The organism is Pseudoroseomonas sp. WGS1072, assembly GCF_049340465.1.
GTDB lineage: Bacteria > Pseudomonadota > Alphaproteobacteria > Acetobacterales > Acetobacteraceae > Pseudoroseomonas.
This window is the reverse complement of record NZ_JBMPSU010000001.1, coordinates 345,450-361,161: the sequence shown is the minus strand read 5'-3', so window position 1 is coordinate 361,161 and position 15,712 is coordinate 345,450. Positions and strand designations below refer to the sequence as shown.

The window sequence follows — 15,712 nt, the reverse complement described above, 5'->3', positions numbered from 1 at the left end:
GAGCCTCTTGAATGGTCTCCGTATTTACCCGCGCGACGGATACCCATTTTGGGCGGACCGTGCAGCGCCGACCCGGTCTAGGTCTCGAAGCCGGTCAGGGGAGCGGCATACTCTCAGTCCAAGGACGTGTCGGCGTCGATCTCCGCCACCAAGGCGGCGAGGTTCCGCTCAAACTCCTGCATGGCCTCGTCGAGTGCGGCCGTGGGCAGCGAACGATAGGACTGGATCAGTTCGTCAGGGCTCACCCAGAACAGGTCCTCATGGTCGAGACCGTCGTCTAGGGGCTGAACGGCGTCGGGCCGCAAACGAGGTTGGCGCGCACGGTCCATGTCACGCCGCCTCCTTGTCGAGTGCGCCTCGGCCGCCGGGCAGGTGCCGATACAGGGTGGACGGCGCACAACCCAGTTGGCGCGCAATCTCCGTAGTGGTCATGGTGCCGGAAGCCAACATCGCCTTGGCGGCGCGAACCTTGGCCTCGTCGAGAACGGGCGGTCGGCCGCCACGACGGCCACGCGCAGCAGCGGCAGCAAGACCAGCTTTTGTTCTCTGGATCAGGACCTCCCTCTCCATGGAACTGAGGGCGCCCAGAATGGAGAACATGAACCGCCCACTAGGCGTGGTCGTGTCGATCTGCTCGGTCAGCGATTGGAAGCCAACACCTTGTCGCTCAAGGGTCTCGGCGATCTCGATGAGATGCTTCAAGGAGCGCCCGAGACGATCCAGACGATACACTGCGATTACGTCGTCCCGCCGAACCATCTCAAGGAGCTTGGCAAGTTCCGGTCGGTCCGTCCGGCTCCCGCTGGCGGTCTCGATGAAGACCTTCTCGCACCCGGCCGCGTGGAGGGCGTCAAGCTGAAGCGCATGGTCCTGAGAATCAACAGAGACCCGCGCATATCCAATTTTCATCCCGTTCTCCTAGAACTCGTCACTGGACCACGAAGTCGGAAAGCGAGTTCTAGGATAGCATATTGAGATGAACCTGAGTCGAATTCTTCAGGTATCAGCCACCACTACGTCTCGCCATTTGCAGGACGTATTTCAGACACCGATATCCGACCGTTTCCTCGACGGTCCAGACTATCCCCCCGCCCAACCATGGCGATGATGATAGGACGGGTGAACAGGTCAGAGGCGGTCCAAATCGATCCGGATACCCTGCTTGTGCATTTCTTTCGCCAATTGCACCGCAGCATCGCTCGGGTCGTTCTCGAACGGGATGTAGAGCAATCCCTGAATATCCGATGGGCGCTCCATCCCTACCGCATCCTTCAACAAAATAGCTACCCGGCTACGGCCGAGTTTCGCCAGCATCATACCTAATTCCAGCACGACGTTCTGGCGGGCGCGGAGCATCTTCTCGTTGTCCTTGTCGCGCCGATGGCCCTGATCATCAGGTGTCGCAAGAACGACTGCAAAGCACGGCCTGTCCATCGTGCTTTCAAGCTTCTCGATGATCGTCTGACCTTCGGAAGGCAACTGGTCCAAAATGACTGGCTCCAAGTGCCAACGTCGAAGCATGGCCTCTAGCGAAGTGCGCGCGGGGGTGTCATGACCATAAACCACAAAGACGCGCCGGTTCGGTGGAGCAGCGACATTGGCTTGAGCCGTAGGCTTAGAGGCGCGCTTTCCATTCCGCTCAGCGAAAAGCGCCCTAAGCTTTTCGTCAGCCCTTCCTTGCACGTTGATGGTGCCTGTATTGTAGACATTAACGATGCTGCCACCTTCAAGGTCGAGCCTCGTGAACTGCCCATTCGCCATCTCCCTCTCATGAGAGATGACGAAACCATTCAGCAGCAACGTGTCACGGACTTCTTGAAGGTTCATCGGACTGTCTCCATCAAGCTCTGTTCTCCTTCATGCCGCCCACGCTGCCGACAACGCCTCGGCCTGTTGGAGCACGGTCTGGACCGCCGCGTCCTGAAGGTCGGGCGGATAGCCATATCGGCGCAGGATACGCTTCACGAGGACACGGATGCGGGCGCGAGCCGTCTCGCGGTGCATCCAATCCACCGAGACATTGCTCTTGATGCTTCTGACCAGTTCCAGCGCGATCACCCGCAGCGCCGGTTCGCCCATCGCGGTCCGGGCGCTCTCGTTCTCGGCGAGCGCATCGTAGAAGGCAATCTCCTCATCGCTCAACCCAACATCCTCGCCGCGAGACCGCGCCGCCTTGATGTCCTTGGCAAGCTGGATCAATTCCTCCAACACCTGCGCCGTCGTCAGGGCGTTGGTGTGATAGCGCGCGATGGCCGCTTCCAGTCGCTCGGTGAACGCCTTTGATTGGGTGACGTTCCGCTGCGCCTGCGACCGCACGTCGCCGTTGATCAGCTTCCTCAGCGCCTCGATAGCGAGATTCTTCTTCGGCGTTTCGCGGACTTCGGCCAAGAATTCATCGCTCAGGATGGAGATGTCCGGGCTTTCAATCCCGGCCGCCTTCATGATGTCCACGATCTCTGTCGAGACCACCGCCCGACTGACAATCTGTTGGATTGCCATCTCCCGGTCGGCGCCTGTGCGGAGGCCACCGCCACCCGTCGAGGTGCTCTTGAGCAGGGCGATCCGCACCGCCTGAAAGAAGCCGACCTCGTCCCGGATGGCCTGCGCCTCGTCGCTGGCCGCCGCCAGCGAGAATGCCTTGGAGAGGGCTACCACGGCATCAGCGTAGCGGCGGTGTGCCCGCTTCTTGCCCTCCTCCGTCGTCTCCTTGGTGGCCTGCTCCTGTTGAAAGGTGAGCACCCAATCCATCGCCCCAGCCAAGAGGCTGAGGCGGTCCTGTGGCGGTGTCTGGGGATCGAGCGCAGCCCGGTAATCAAAGCCGCCCGCCATGTCCGGACGGAACATGGCGCGGACGACCTCATACTTCTCCTGAAGGACCCGGATGGCCTCGGTTTCGTCGATGCCGGTCTGGTCCTGATCGCCTGCGGAATACTGGCTCAGAGCTTCCTTGAGGTTCTGGGCGATGCCGATGTAATCCACCACCAACCCAGCGGGCTTGTCCTTGAACACCCGGTTCACACGGGCGATAGCCTGCATCAGCCCGTGGCCGCGCATCGGCTTGTCGATATACATCGTGTGCATCGACGGCGCGTCGAAGCCCGTGAGCCACATATCCCTGACGATGACTAGCTTGAGCGGGTCCTTTGGGTTCTTGGTCCGCTTGGCAAGCAGTTCTCGCCGGGGCTTCGGCCGCTTGCCGATGTGCTGCTGCCACTCGGCCGGATCAGAGGCGGCACCGGTCATCACCACCTTGAGGGACCCGGCTTCGTCATCCTCACTGTGCCAGTCCGGGCGCAGCCTAATGATCGCGTTATAAAGTGCCACGCAGATACGGCGGCTCATGCAAACGATCATCCCCTTGCCGTCCAAGGCAGTGATCCGTGCCTCGAAATGCTGGACTATGTCCTCGGCGATCAGAGCGATGCGCTTCTCGGCGCCGACCAGCGCCTCGACGCTGGCCCACTTGCGGCCGAGCCGGTTCTGCTCGGTCTCGTCTTCCTCGCAGACGAGGTCCTCGATCTCGGCGTCGATCTTTGGCTTCTCGTCCTCGTCCAACTCGATGCGAGCAAGGCGGCTTTCGTAGTAAATTGGCACTGTGGCACCGTCTTCGACGGCTCGGCTGATATCATAGACATCGATGTCGTCACCGAAGACAGCGCGGGTGCTGACATCGCCGCTCTCCACCGGGGTGCCAGTGAAGCCGATGAAGGAAGCGTTCGGCACACCGTCGCGCATGTATTTGGCGAAGCCGTAGGAGATGCTGCCATCTCGGCTATCCACCTTGGCCTTCAGTCCATACTGGCTGCGATGCGCCTCGTCCGCCATCACCACCACGTTCCGCCGGTCAGTTAGCAACGGGTAATCGGTGGAACCCGGCTCCGGCGTGAACTTCTGCAAGGTGGTGAAGATGACGCCGCCCGAGGGCCGGTCCAGCAACTGGCGCAGGTGCTCGCGATCCTTGGCCTGCTGCGGGGTCTGGCGCAGCAGGTCGCGGCACATCGAGAAGGTGCCGAACAACTGGTCGTCGAGGTCGTTGCGGTCGGTCAGGATGACGAGGGTCGGGTTCGCCATGGCCGGGTGCTTGATGACGCAACCTGCGTAGAAGGCCATAAGGAGGCTTTTGCCCGAGCCCTGCGTGTGCCAGATGACGCCAACCTTGCGGTTGCCCTCTGGCCGGGTCGCTTCGACGGTGCAGTCCACGGCCCGGCGCACGGCGTTGAACTGGTGGTAGCCTGCCAAAATCTTTAGGACACCCCGCTCGGTCTCACCAAAGGCGATGAAGTCCCGCAGCAGGTCGAGGAAGCGCCGCTGCTCGAACACGCCGTGCAGCACCGTCTTGAGTTCGGGAGAGCCCTTCGGCACCACGTCCTCGCGGCCCACCGTCCGCCACGGCATGAACCGCTCCCGGTCCGCCGTGAGGGAGCCGATGCGCGCTGACAAGCCGTCCGAGATGATCAGGGCCGCGTTGGTGCGGAACAGGGAAGGAATTTGCGCTTTATAGGTCTGAAGCTGGTTGTAGGCGCCATCCAGCGTGGCGTTCTGAGCACCGGGATGCTTGAGTTCCAGCACCGCAAGCGGCAGGCCGTTGACGAACACCACCACGTCCGGCCGACGATTGGCCTTGTTCTCCACCACGGTAAACTGGTTCACCGCCAGCCAATCATTCGTAGACGGGTCATTGAGATCGAGCAGGCGGACATGCTCGCCGCTGATCGTGCCATCGGGCCGTCGGACTTCGACCGGCACGCCTTCCACAAGGAAGCGGTGTAGGCGGCGGTTTTCTTCCAGAAGGGCGTGGGTCTCGCTTCGCAGCACCTTGGCGCGGGCTTCTGCCAGTGCCTCCTCCGGTAGGCCGGAGTTCAGGCGGCGTAGCGCAGCATTGAGGCGACCGACGAGCACCACGTCGCCATAGCTGGCACGCTCCGGCGCCGGGGCGTCCGGCCCGATGGTCAGGCCGTTGACCGTGGCGTAGCCAAGCTCGGCCAGCCACGCGAGGGCGGCTTCTTCAACGTGACTTTCGCCGATCTGGCCCATGCCCAGCGTCCCGAATGTTACAAGAGGTCCGAAGCGGTGACGCTCCGGAGGCGGTCAATGATCTCGCCGATCTCGGCGAAAGATTCGGGCGCGAAGCACACCAAATCGGCTTCGCCCAGTTGGTTCATCCGCTCGAGCGAGCTATGGCGGCCATACTGGACCTTGCCATCAGGCCCATAGGAGGTCCTCAGCTTGCTGGCCGGTGACGGTTTTGGTTTGAGCCGGGCGATCAGCGCCGGACCTGCGGCCTTCTCAAGGCACCAAAGGTTCGGTGGGCTTTTTATGTTCTTCTCGAACATGATCTCGACGTTCACGCCGTGGCGGGAAGTGAGGACGAAGCGTGCCGCCTTGCTGGGCTGGTGGCCGAGAGGGTGTTCCTCTGCGGTGGCGGTCAGCAGCCCAACCGCGCCGTCTTTGAGAAGCTGCCGGTCATCCATCAGGCGACGGCGCCCAGCAGGTTTTCGGCGTCCCGCACCCGGACCTCGCCGGACATCAGCTTCGGAAGGAGCAGATCACGTGTCGATTCGAGTGTTCGGCTCTCATGCATATTCTGAGCAATACGTGAATGCAGTGGCCTCACCATCCTATCGAATGCCCGGAGCAGATCATCCGAGGGCATGATGACCGGAATGGGTCGGAAGTTGGCCTTGCTGATCTCCAAGAAGGTCGAGCCGTTGGCGCGCTGCTTGATCTCCTCCATGTTGAAAATAGACCAGAGCCAGCAGAAGACGTTGGAGAGGCGCCCGTCGCACACCATGGCGATGAAGCCTTGGTTCACCGCAACAGGGACCTGTGAGATGGCGAGGTAGCCAATCGGAGCGCGTGAGGAAAGTAGGAGTGTTCCGCTTGGGAGCAGCCCGGACCCAATCTGCGTCAGTCCCTGTTCAGTGATCTGCCTTTCCGTATGGGTCAGCACCGGAGAACTCAGGCGGGACAAGTCCTTCGGTGTGGCCCATGAGAAGGTTCCATCCCAGTAGGCCGGATTGGTAGTGCTCGGCGTGCTGCCGCCCAGAACCTTCACCTCGCTGCCTATCGTTGAAAGGTCCCACCCCTCCGGCTTCCCTTCTTCATCGAGCCGATCCGGGAACAGCGCCCAGAGGTCAGGGGCGAGGTAGGGCGGGCGGGCGTCCATCTTGGCGCGGGTCGGGCCAAACTCGACGAACCAGTCCTTGAAGATCGCCCGCGCCATCGCTTCCAGCGTCTCGTTCATCCGCCGGTTCAGGTCGATCTTGTCGTCGAGAGCACTGAGGATCGAAACGATGGCATCTTGTTCGGGGAGCGGAGGCACAGGAAGTGCTATCACGGCAAGGCCATCTTTGTTCAGCCCGGCCTGAGCACTTCTGCCACCCATCGCAAGCAGCGGCCCCTGAAAGTAAGCCGACTTCAAGAGGTAGTAGGCAAAGCTGCGCTTGATCTCGTCAGTAACGACTACCTTGGCGAGGGCGACATTGTAAGCGCCGTCCAGACCACGACATATGCGGCCAAGTGCGGCGCCATACCGCGCAATTAGCACATCATCCCTGCCGCACTTGCGCCATTTTCGGCTGTCTGGAATGTAAGTAAGATGAGTGTCTGAATCGAAGTCCCTGATCTGGACTAGGCGGACGTATCCGGGCCTTGCCATGGCGGCAAAGGTGCTGGCGGGTGGCTGCGTGCCGCCCTCGATGTCCATCACGTCGGTGAACCACCGCCATGCCCAACCGGCTGGTAGTGGGTGAAGGTCCTTCCTGAGGACTGCGCGCAGATCAGTCATATGCAGCAACGCGCTCCAACTGCATACGAATAGCTGCTGTCAGTCGGCCTCCTTCGGCGAACTGCTCCTCAAGCTTCGCCTTCAACGCAGCAAGCCGTTCCTCGAACGGCACTTCATCATCCTCGATATCGGCCGCGCCGACGTAGCGACCCGGCGTCAGGACGTAGTTGTGGCCTCTGATCTCATCAAGCGAGGCCGCCTTGCAGAAGCCCGGCACGTCCGCATAGGCACCCGCGTCGGGCTGGCCGCGCCATGCATGGTAGGTGTCGGCGATCTTGGCGATGTCTTCGTCCGATAGCTCTCTGCGGGTTCGATCCACGAGTGCGCCGAGCTTGCGGGCGTCGATGAACAGCACTTCGCCACGCCGGTCCCACAGGCCACCGCCGGGGTTCTTGTCACGGGCAAGGAACCAGAGGCAGGCCGGAATCTGAGTCGAGTAGAAAAGCTGGCCGGGCAGCGCGACCATGCAGTCTACCACATCGGCTTCCACCATGGCCTTCCGGATTGCGTCTTCGCCGTTCTGACCGGAAGACATGGAGCCATTGGCGAGCACCACGCCCGCTCGGCCGCCGGGCGCAAGGTGCCAGAGAATATGTTGAAGCCAGCCGTAATTGGCGTTTCCGGCGGGCGGCACGCCATGAACCCAGCGCGCATCCTCTCGTAGTCGCTCGCCGCCCCAGTCGGAGATGTTGAAAGGCGGGTTGGCGAGGATGGTATCGAAGCGCAGGTCGCGCAGTTCGTCCTTGTGGAAGGAGCCCTCGTTGTTCCAGCGGATGTCGGCGTCGATGCCGCGCACCGCGAGGTTCATCTTTGCCAACCGCCACGTGGTGTAGTTGCTCTCCTGCCCGTAAATGGCGATGTCGCCGAGGCGCCCGCCATGGCTTTCCACGAACTTCTCGGACTGCACGAACATGCCGCCCGAGCCGCAGCAGGGATCGTAGACGCGGCCCTTGTAAGGTTCCAGCATCTCGACCAGCACCCGCACGACTGAGCTTGGAGTATAGAACTCGCCGCCCCGCTTGCCCTCGGAACCCGCAAAGCCGCCAAGAAAGTATTCGTAGACCCGGCCCAGCACGTCCTTGGCCTTGTCGCCGGGCTCGCCCATGGCAATGCCGGAGATCAGGTCAATCAACTCGCCCAGCATGACTTTGTCGAGGGCCGGGCGGTTGTAGTCCTTGGGCAGCACGCCCTTCAGCCGCTCGTTCGCCGCCTCGATGGCCGCCATGGCGTCGTCGATGATCTTGCCGATGCTGGGTTGCTTGGCATTGGCCTGAAGGTGCGACCAGCGCGCCTCCTTCGGCACCCAGAAAACGTTCTCAGCTAGATACTCGTCCGGGTCCTCCGCCGCCGAGGCGTCCTCCGCCAGCAGCGCCTCGCGCTTCGCCTCGAAGGCGACCGAGATGTGCTTCAGGAAGATCAGTCCAAGGGCGACGTGCTTGTAGTCCGAGGGCTCCAAGTTCTTCCGCAGCTTGTCGGCGGCCAAAAACATCTGAGCCTCGAAGCCCAGTGTCGCGCCGCTCTCCTTGGCCTTCTTCAGCGCCGTGGCCGGAACGGCTTCCGGGTTCTTCTTTGGGCGTCCACGCGGCATCGTCAGGTAGTCCTCGTCATCAAGTCAGCGGTCATGCGGCGCTCTCCTCGACGAGATCGTCCACAAGAATGGTCATGCCGAAGGCTTCGGCCATCGAGCGCCCGCCCACCGGGCGGCCAGTCGCATCGGTGATCAGCGCGGCCAGCGCCTCGGCCCGCGCCACCATCATGCCCATCAAGTCGTCAGCGCGCAGGCGCGCTGGGTCAATGAGGTGCGAGGCCAGAAAGCCGTCCACCTGCTCCGGCGTCAGCTTCTGGCGGTCTTGCAGGCGCCGGAGGTAGGTGGAAGGCGCATCGCCACCGAGGAAGCGGTTGGTCGGTGCCGAGAGCGCCGTCTTGTTGGCGATGGAGTTGTAGAGGCTCCGGCTCAGCTTGTTCTTCTCACACCACGCGCGTGGGAAGATGTGGTGGATGTCGATGCTCTCGTCGAAGTAGGTCTGCTCCTGCACCGTCGATCCCGTCCGCCAATCCAGCGCCCGACCGCCCTGCATGGTGAGCGCGTGCAAGCCCTTGTAGGCAGCGGATTGGCGGGATTGCAGAGTGCGCAGCCGGTCGGTGACGAAGTTGCTCTCCTGCACCGTCTGCGGCAGCACCTCGCCGCCCAGCGCCCACGCCACCACCTCTGGCAGGTCGCGGGCGAAGCGGCTCTCGATGGCACTGCCGTAGAGTTCGCCAAAGACGCCGCACCAGAACCAGTTCCGGACGCGGGCGCGCACTGAAGCGTCGTTCCAACGGTCACCGAGGCTGACGAGGATGGCGGCCAGCGGCACCAACTGCGTCCGGTAGGGCAGGTCGTAGCCGCTGAAAACCATCTCCCGCCACAGGAACTGGCGGGCGCGCTTGAACCCTTCCTCGGCCCGATCCGCATGATCGCGATAGCCCTTGAGCGGCAGGTCGAGGATGGACTGCCGGGTGCAACTGATGGCCGAGGGAATGCCTTTGCCGCCCTGCCCGGCTTCGGTCTGCTCCCTGCTCGCCGCCGTGTAGAGCAGGCTGACCGCTTGCAGGAAGTCGGTGGCTTCTATGGCCTCCAACACCTTGCCCGCTTCGGCCATACGTGCCTTGCGCCCTTGCACGGGTGGGGCCGCCTTGGGATCGCCCAGCCAGTCCTCGCGCAGGTTGAAGCCGTCCGCCGCGTAGGTGGCGGTCAGCAACTCAAAGGCGGTGAGCGCCACGCCGCCCGTGTTGACCTTCTCGAAGACGCGGCAGACTGCCTCCTTGCTGGCGGTGCGACGAAGCTGGATCACCGGCACCGCGTAGCTCTTAAAAGTGTCGATGAACTCCTTACGGAAGGGCTTGAGCAGGTCCTTCTTGGCCTTGTCGCCGTCCCAGTGGTCGCGGAAGCCATCGAACCAGTCCTCGCAGGAAAAGGTATGGTTCAGTGGAAACATCAGAGCCGCGTATTCCTGCTCGGGCGTGCTGAGGTCCAGCAGGACCTTGCGCCCGAAGTCGGTGGTCCGGCGCTTGTCGGCCGGAACGCTGAACACGGCGTCCTCGCGCTCCTCCGGAGTGCCAAGTGCCTTGGCAATGTCCACGTAGTAGAACACGTCCACCAAGCGCCGCTTGCCGTCGCGGGTGCGGATCGCGTGCTTCAGCATGAGCGCCTGAAACATCGAAGTGAGCCGCTGCTGGCCGTCGAGCAACAGGCGGTCGGGCAGAGGAGGCTCGCCCTTGAAGGAAACGCCTTCCACCGGGCGCGGCTGGAACCGCACCTCGCCGCCGGTTTGCAGCGTCATGACGGCCCCGATGGGAAAGGAGCGCGCCACGCTGGTGATCACCGCCGCAATGTGCTCGTCGTCCCAGACCCAGCCACGCTGGAAATCCGGCAACTGAAGCCGCCCCACGGACACTTCGCTCAGAAGGTTCGACAGGGTGTCAGAGGTCGCGTCGAAGGTGGTTTCGGCGGTCATGAAGTGTTTAGGTCCGTGAACGAGGCGAGGCGGATTGCATCATGCTTTGCGGATGGGAAGGACGGTGCCGCGCTGGTTCTGGAACAGGTTGTGCCAATGAAGGCGCGCTTGTCCCAGAGCCCGCAAGCCGGGCGTCGGCAGCCCATGCTTGCCAGCCGCCATCTTCGCCCATGTGCCCACCACGCCACCGACTTCGAGGGTGATGACGGCACCAGCCTCAAGAGCCAGAAGTTCATCACGCAGGGGGCCATCGCCGTGGATGTGCTTCGGCCAGAGGACGTAGTCCCGGACCTCCACGACCCCGTTCACCATGACGGCCCCCTATAGCCCCCGAGGGCCCTATGATGCCTCACGGGCAGGTGAATTGTAAAGGTTCTGCTGCCGCATCGGTTGATGCGGGATCGACCTGTTCACCCGTCCTATCATCATCGCCATGGTTGGGCGGGGGGATAGTCTGGACCGTCGAGGAAACGGTCGGATATCGGTGTCTGAAATACGTCCTGCAAATGGCGAGACGTAGTGGTGGCTGATACCTGAAGAATTCGACTCAGGTTCATCTCAATATGCTATCCTAGAACTCGCTTTCCGACTTCGTGGTCCAGTGACGAGTTCTAGGAGAACGGGATGAAAATTGGATATGCGCGGGTCTCTGTTGATTCTCAGGACCATGCGCTTCAGCTTGACGCCCTCCACGCGGCCGGGTGCGAGAAGGTCTTCATCGAGACCGCCAGCGGGAGCCGGACGGACCGACCGGAACTTGCCAAGCTCCTTGAGATGGTTCGGCGGGACGACGTAATCGCAGTGTATCGTCTGGATCGTCTCGGGCGCTCCTTGAAGCATCTCATCGAGATCGCCGAGACCCTTGAGCGACAAGGTGTTGGCTTCCAATCGCTGACCGAGCAGATCGACACGACCACGCCTAGTGGGCGGTTCATGTTCTCCATTCTGGGCGCCCTCAGTTCCATGGAGAGGGAGGTCCTGATCCAGAGAACAAAAGCTGGTCTTGCTGCCGCTGCTGCGCGTGGCCGTCGTGGCGGCCGACCGCCCGTTCTCGACGAGGCCAAGGTTCGCGCCGCCAAGGCGATGTTGGCTTCCGGCACCATGACCACTACGGAGATTGCGCGCCAACTGGGTTGTGCGCCGTCCACCCTGTATCGGCACCTGCCCGGCGGCCGAGGCGCACTCGACAAGGAGGCGGCGTGACATGGACCGTGCGCGCCAACCTCGTTTGCGGCCCGACGCCGTTCAGCCCCTAGACGACGGTCTCGACCATGAGGACCTGTTCTGGGTGAGCCCTGACGAACTGATCCAGTCCTATCGTTCGCTGCCCACGGCCGCACTCGACGAGGCCATGCAGGAGTTTGAGCGGAACCTCGCCGCCTTGGTGGCGGAGATCGACGCCGACACGTCCTTGGACTGAGAGTATGCCGCTCCCCTGACCGGCTTCGAGACCTAGACCGGGTCGGCGCTGCACGGTCCGCCCAAAATGGGTATCCGTCGCGCGGGTAAATACGGAGACCATTCAAGAGGCTCACCGCATGAACCCGCCCGATGACCACGACCAGCACCACGAACCCGATCTCGACGACGACGCCATGCCGGGTCCAAACTTTCTGGACCAATTTCGGCAGCCGATGACTGAGGAGGATTGGGACGAGGTCGTGCGCACGCTTGAGCAGGCCATCATCGAGTGGCTGGCCGAGACGGAGACCATGATGTCGGACAATCAGACCGACGCCGAGAGCCCGTCATCGACCTCGACTTCCAACGAGGTTTGAACCCGGACTGGCCGCTCGGCTTTCAACGAGGTTGAGGGATTGGTCTTCCAGAACGTTATCGAGACCAAGCAGTCCAAGGGCGAGGCAAAGCTGCTCGCCCTCTGACAGCACCTTAGTTCAGGTGACGCTGGTGATCCTGCGGGTCCAAGAAAAACGGTTCGAATCCCATGTGCCGCCGCGCCGCCATGATCTCCTCGCGATGCCACCTCGTGTTCGGTCTCATGGCAGCGAGCAGGCGCCGCATGTCATCGCAGTCACTCACCTCCTGCCGAATGCGCGGCAGGCTGTCGATGGCGGTGATCGCGTAGGCCAAAGCCTTGACGAGGATGTCGTAGTCGCGGCCCGTCACGTCAGTCGAGGCCGAAAGGTCTAAAGGGTTAGTCACGATAGTCTTCCAAAATGCAGCTACCATTGGCTGCAATGCAGGAACTGTTCACTGCATGAAAGCATCCTACGGAACGGCTTCCTTGAAGTTCAACCATAACGTGGAGGCGGCGAACCTTTTTCAGGAGCGCCGCGCGACGCCGCCACGTTGGTGGTGCACCAGAACGTCGTTTTGCTGCACGGCTAAATAGGGTCGCACCTTGCGGTGCCAAACCCCTTCAAGAAGTTCCATACCATGCGCTACGCCGAGTTAAGGCCGTTCTTCACGATCCCTGAATCCCATCCCTACGTGTCGGTCACCCAGATCGATCCTGCGGACCACCGCCGTCTTACCCGAATGGTTGATAGCCGCCCCGAACTCCGGGTTCTCGGAACTCTCGACAGGCAGCCCGACCGCTGGACGGTCTACGTGGGCTGCGCCTCCCGCCGGGTCCAGTCTGAGTTTGACCACTGGTCCGACAACCTCCTTTAAGGTCCGGGGCTGGCCTGATCTGGGCCAGCCAACCTCCTTGGTGCCCTCGAACCTCATTGGTCTCGTCAGGGCACCATCCCGATGACCGGGAGAAACACCTTTGAGCTTTCAGCACTGGCCGCCCTTGAGGCGGCCGTGGTGTTTCTGCTGCTCGACCGCGTCCAGCAGCAGGCCCTCCCATTTCACCAGCACGTCCAACATGGGCTTGATCCGGCGGCTGCGGTCGTAGCGCCACGTGATGCCGATCTTGGCCTCGATGCTGTGGGCCAGCAGCCGGGCGATCAGCATCTCGTCCACGTCGAGCCGTTCACCCATGGCGGTGGCGATGGCGGTCCGGAAATCATGGATCGTCCATCCGGCTGGCAGTTCCGGGCATCGACGCCGGAGCCGGACCACGAGGCTCTGCCATCCCGCGAATGGCGTCCGCCCCGCAGTCGTCGAGAATACATAAGGTCCAGCATTGCCCCGGCGCTGCGCCATGGCCTTCAACAGGTCGGTCGCGAGCGGTGGCAGGGGCACCAGATGCGGCCGATTACCCTTCATCCGGGTGGCCGAGATGTCGAGCCTCGGCCCCGAGAACATGGTGTTGTCCATGGTCGTCGTGGTGCTCGTCAGGCCCAACACCTCGTTCCATTCCAGACCGGTGACCTCCTGCCGCCGGAGCGGCAACAGCAGGAGCAACCGGATCAGGCTCCGGATGTGATCCGGCTCGTCCTCGACGGCGAGCCAGAGCCCCGCCAGATGCGCGAGATCGAGAACCCGCTTGGTGCCCTGTTGCAGGCGACGGAGGCTGGGCTCAATCCGGATGGGCTTCCTGATCTTGGGCGTCACGCCGGGCGGCAGCCTGCCGTCCTCCTCCGCCCACCGCAGCAGGCCCATGATCTGGGCATGAACCCTATTCGGCATGACCGAAACCCGTTTGGCGCGGCCGTCGATGGGGCGCTTGGACCGACGCTGCCGGTCTGCTGAGGGGCCGACCACTTCTCCTCTGGCCTTGGCCGAGGTGCCCTTCACCAGAAGCGTGAACAGCCGGGACAGGTCGGCGTGGCCGAGATCGATCAGCCGGAGGTGACCGATATGCGGCTCGACATGGTTTCGGAACAGCCGCCGGACGTTCTCGACGTAACGGGCGTCCCGGTTCCGCCGGATCAGAAGCTCGTCTTCGGTGTAGGTCTGGATCGCCTCCGAGACGGTGAGGGCCGTGGCCGGGCCATGAGCCGCTTTGGTTGCCCTCGGGTCCCGGCCAATGGCGATAGCGGCCTTGGCCTCAACCGCTTTCTGCCGCGCCTCCGCCACCGTCGCCGCATCGAGTCGAACACGGTGAAATACGTCGCCTACACGCCAGCGCATATAGAAGGTGCGCCGACCGGACGGATGAATGCGGGCAGAGAGGCCCCGGACGGTGGTGTCGCTCAGGTCCACCGGCTTGATGAGCCGTTTGGTGGCCCAGTCATCAAGGCGCCGGTCCGTCAGGGCGATTCGGCGGGAGGTCCGCCCAGCAGGCAAGGACGCCTTGCCGCCCACGACCTGCGAGACCGTCATATTCATCAGGGGCACGTCCAAGGACACGTCGAAGCTTGGGGAGGCGTATCCTATCTCGCGGATTTCCCGAAAGAATCTCCTGAATCTCGGTCACCAAGGACGCCATCCAGAACACCACCGACGAGTTCCGTGGCTCCCAGACGTGAAGCCTCCCTGTATGACTTGGCCGCCACCCGCGAGGGTTGGCGGCCTTCTTTTTGGGTGGAAGGCGATAAATGGCACCACAAGTGCCACGACGGCCTTAGCGGGCCGTTTGGCTAACGATGTTTGATGGTGGGTGCCGAGGCGAGAAGCATGGTCGGCTCCATCGTTCAGGGCCTCGGCCACCAGATGATGCCGACGACGGTCTGGGCGGAAGGTGTTCTCGCGATCAGATCGGAGGCGGTGTTGCCGAGGGTCCGGGAGACGGTGCCAAGAACGGTGGCGGATCGATGCCGCGCTGGCCTCCGCTGTCTCCACGAAGATCGAGGTCACGGTCCGCATCACGGTTCTGGCGACGCTTCCGCTGACGCTCTGCGGCCTGAAGCTTCTCCCGCTCCTTCTTGGCGGTGGCCTCGACCACCGTCAGGTCCTTCTTGGGTCTGCCGGTCTTCCGAGGCTTGAAGGCGTCCAGTCCGAGATCGATCTGCTCAAGAGTTACGGCGACGTGCGGCGCGGCCTGCGCCATGAAGCCGAGCAGCAACTCGGCCTGCTGCTGGTCATAGACCCGGAACTCGACCGACCGGGTATCGGCCGCGTCGCGCACATCAAGGCAACTTGGTTCGCCACCTTCTGGGAGGTGGCGCTGCGCGCCAAGGAGTTCTTCTTCATGACCGAGGTGGGATCAACCCGGACAACCAACAACCACGAGGAAGCCCTGCTGTTAGTGGACATGGACTTGTAGACCGCCGTCCCGCGCGGCCTTCTGCCGCGCAGGAAGACGGGCCGGTGCGGCTCTGTTGGCCGGGGCGAGCCCGACCAACCCGCCTTCCGGCGAACCCAGAGAGATGAGAGGCCCGGAAGCAAGGAAGCCGCCCGAACAAGGCACGTCAGTGCCGCAGAGCAGGGCGGCTTCCCGGCCCGCCAAGGGGGGCCGTAGGCCCGTCTTGGTGGCCGCCTATCAGGAGGTCTCCGCTATGGGAGTCACGGGAAAACCCTTCTATTAGAAGTATTTGCGTGACATGGAATTGCGGTATCAGAATGAAGATGGTGATCGCACTTTATGGTTGAAAAGCCTCGCGGCACTTCCATAAGGTGGCGACACCCAAGAACG

At 62.6% G+C, this 15,712-nt stretch carries 17 protein-coding genes; 5 read left to right on the top strand and 12 right to left on the bottom strand.

Annotated elements, in window-relative coordinates; translation table 11 throughout:
• Positions 1-113 precede the first annotated feature (113 nt).
• From ACF3NH_RS01720 to ACF3NH_RS01680, 9 genes are all read right to left on the bottom strand, one after another.
• Complete coding sequence (locus ACF3NH_RS01720) at positions 114-329, bottom strand: hypothetical protein (RefSeq protein WP_422921630.1); 216 nt, start codon at positions 327-329, stop codon at positions 114-116.
• Between the two features lies 1 nt (position 330).
• Positions 331-909: a recombinase family protein gene (locus ACF3NH_RS01715; protein ID WP_422921631.1), complete on the bottom strand. Its 579-nt coding sequence runs from the start codon at positions 907-909 to the stop codon at positions 331-333.
• 219 nt (positions 910-1,128) lie between these two features.
• The gene (locus ACF3NH_RS01710; protein WP_422921638.1) at positions 1,129-1,827 is read right to left on the bottom strand and encodes a TIR domain-containing protein; all 699 of its coding nucleotides are present in this window, start codon (positions 1,825-1,827) and stop codon (positions 1,129-1,131) included.
• A gap of 30 nt (positions 1,828-1,857) precedes the next feature.
• Positions 1,858-5,034 carry a type I restriction endonuclease subunit R gene (locus ACF3NH_RS01705; RefSeq protein ID WP_422921637.1) on the bottom strand — a complete coding sequence of 1,059 codons (3,177 nt, stop codon included), beginning with the start codon at positions 5,032-5,034 and terminating at the stop codon, positions 1,858-1,860.
• Between the two features lie 17 nt (positions 5,035-5,051).
• Entirely contained in the window at positions 5,052-5,471 is a 420-nt protein-coding gene (locus ACF3NH_RS01700; protein ID WP_422921636.1) for a hypothetical protein, read from the bottom strand.
• A complete protein-coding gene (locus ACF3NH_RS01695; protein ID WP_422921635.1) occupies positions 5,471-6,787 on the bottom strand; it encodes a restriction endonuclease subunit S in 1,317 nt (438 codons plus the stop codon). Before ACF3NH_RS01695 ends, ACF3NH_RS01700 begins: the two co-directional genes overlap by 1 nt.
• Positions 6,780-8,375 carry a class I SAM-dependent DNA methyltransferase gene (locus ACF3NH_RS01690; protein ID WP_422921634.1) on the bottom strand — a complete coding sequence of 532 codons (1,596 nt, stop codon included), beginning with the start codon at positions 8,373-8,375 and terminating at the stop codon, positions 6,780-6,782. The genes ACF3NH_RS01695 and ACF3NH_RS01690 overlap by 8 nt, the downstream gene beginning before the upstream one ends.
• Positions 8,376-8,406: 31 nt before the next feature.
• Positions 8,407-10,284, bottom strand: coding sequence for a GmrSD restriction endonuclease domain-containing protein (locus ACF3NH_RS01685; RefSeq protein ID WP_422921633.1), 1,878 nt, complete (start codon positions 10,282-10,284; stop codon positions 8,407-8,409).
• Between the two features lie 39 nt (positions 10,285-10,323).
• Positions 10,324-10,596, bottom strand: coding sequence for a hypothetical protein (locus tag ACF3NH_RS01680; RefSeq protein ID WP_422921632.1), 273 nt, complete (start codon positions 10,594-10,596; stop codon positions 10,324-10,326).
• Positions 10,597-10,908: 312 nt separating this feature from the next.
• Between ACF3NH_RS01680 and ACF3NH_RS01675 the strand changes: the two genes are divergently transcribed.
• The 3 genes from ACF3NH_RS01675 to ACF3NH_RS01665 all read left to right on the top strand — a co-directional run bounded on the left by ACF3NH_RS01675 (position 10,909) and on the right by ACF3NH_RS01665 (position 12,062).
• Positions 10,909-11,487, top strand: coding sequence for a recombinase family protein (locus ACF3NH_RS01675; protein ID WP_422921631.1), 579 nt, complete (start codon positions 10,909-10,911; stop codon positions 11,485-11,487).
• Position 11,488: 1 nt separating this feature from the next.
• The gene (locus ACF3NH_RS01670; protein ID WP_422921630.1) at positions 11,489-11,704 is read left to right on the top strand and encodes a hypothetical protein; all 216 of its coding nucleotides are present in this window, start codon (positions 11,489-11,491) and stop codon (positions 11,702-11,704) included.
• 118 nt (positions 11,705-11,822) lie between these two features.
• Entirely contained in the window at positions 11,823-12,062 is a 240-nt protein-coding gene (locus tag ACF3NH_RS01665; protein WP_422921629.1) for a hypothetical protein, read from the top strand.
• Positions 12,063-12,174: 112 nt separating this feature from the next.
• On the opposite strand, the gene ACF3NH_RS01660 is transcribed toward ACF3NH_RS01665, so the two are convergent.
• Positions 12,175-12,411: a hypothetical protein gene (locus tag ACF3NH_RS01660; RefSeq protein WP_422921628.1), complete on the bottom strand. Its 237-nt coding sequence runs from the start codon at positions 12,409-12,411 to the stop codon at positions 12,175-12,177.
• Positions 12,412-12,681: 270 nt separating this feature from the next.
• Here ACF3NH_RS01660 and ACF3NH_RS01655 point away from each other — a divergent pair, with 270 nt between their 5' ends.
• Complete coding sequence (locus ACF3NH_RS01655; protein ID WP_422921627.1) at positions 12,682-12,918, top strand: hypothetical protein; 237 nt, start codon at positions 12,682-12,684, stop codon at positions 12,916-12,918.
• A gap of 108 nt (positions 12,919-13,026) precedes the next feature.
• On the opposite strand, the gene ACF3NH_RS01650 is transcribed toward ACF3NH_RS01655, so the two are convergent.
• On the bottom strand, positions 13,027-14,466 hold the full coding sequence (locus ACF3NH_RS01650) for a tyrosine-type recombinase/integrase (RefSeq protein WP_422921626.1): 1,440 nt from the start codon (positions 14,464-14,466) through the stop codon (positions 13,027-13,029).
• A gap of 364 nt (positions 14,467-14,830) precedes the next feature.
• Positions 14,831-15,142, bottom strand: a complete 312-nt coding sequence (locus ACF3NH_RS01645) for a hypothetical protein (RefSeq protein WP_422921625.1) — start codon at positions 15,140-15,142, stop codon at positions 14,831-14,833.
• Here ACF3NH_RS01645 and ACF3NH_RS01640 point away from each other — a divergent pair.
• Positions 15,107-15,343, top strand: a complete 237-nt coding sequence (locus tag ACF3NH_RS01640) for a hypothetical protein (RefSeq protein ID WP_422921624.1) — start codon at positions 15,107-15,109, stop codon at positions 15,341-15,343. The genes ACF3NH_RS01645 and ACF3NH_RS01640 overlap by 36 nt on opposite strands.
• Positions 15,344-15,712 lie beyond the last annotated feature (369 nt).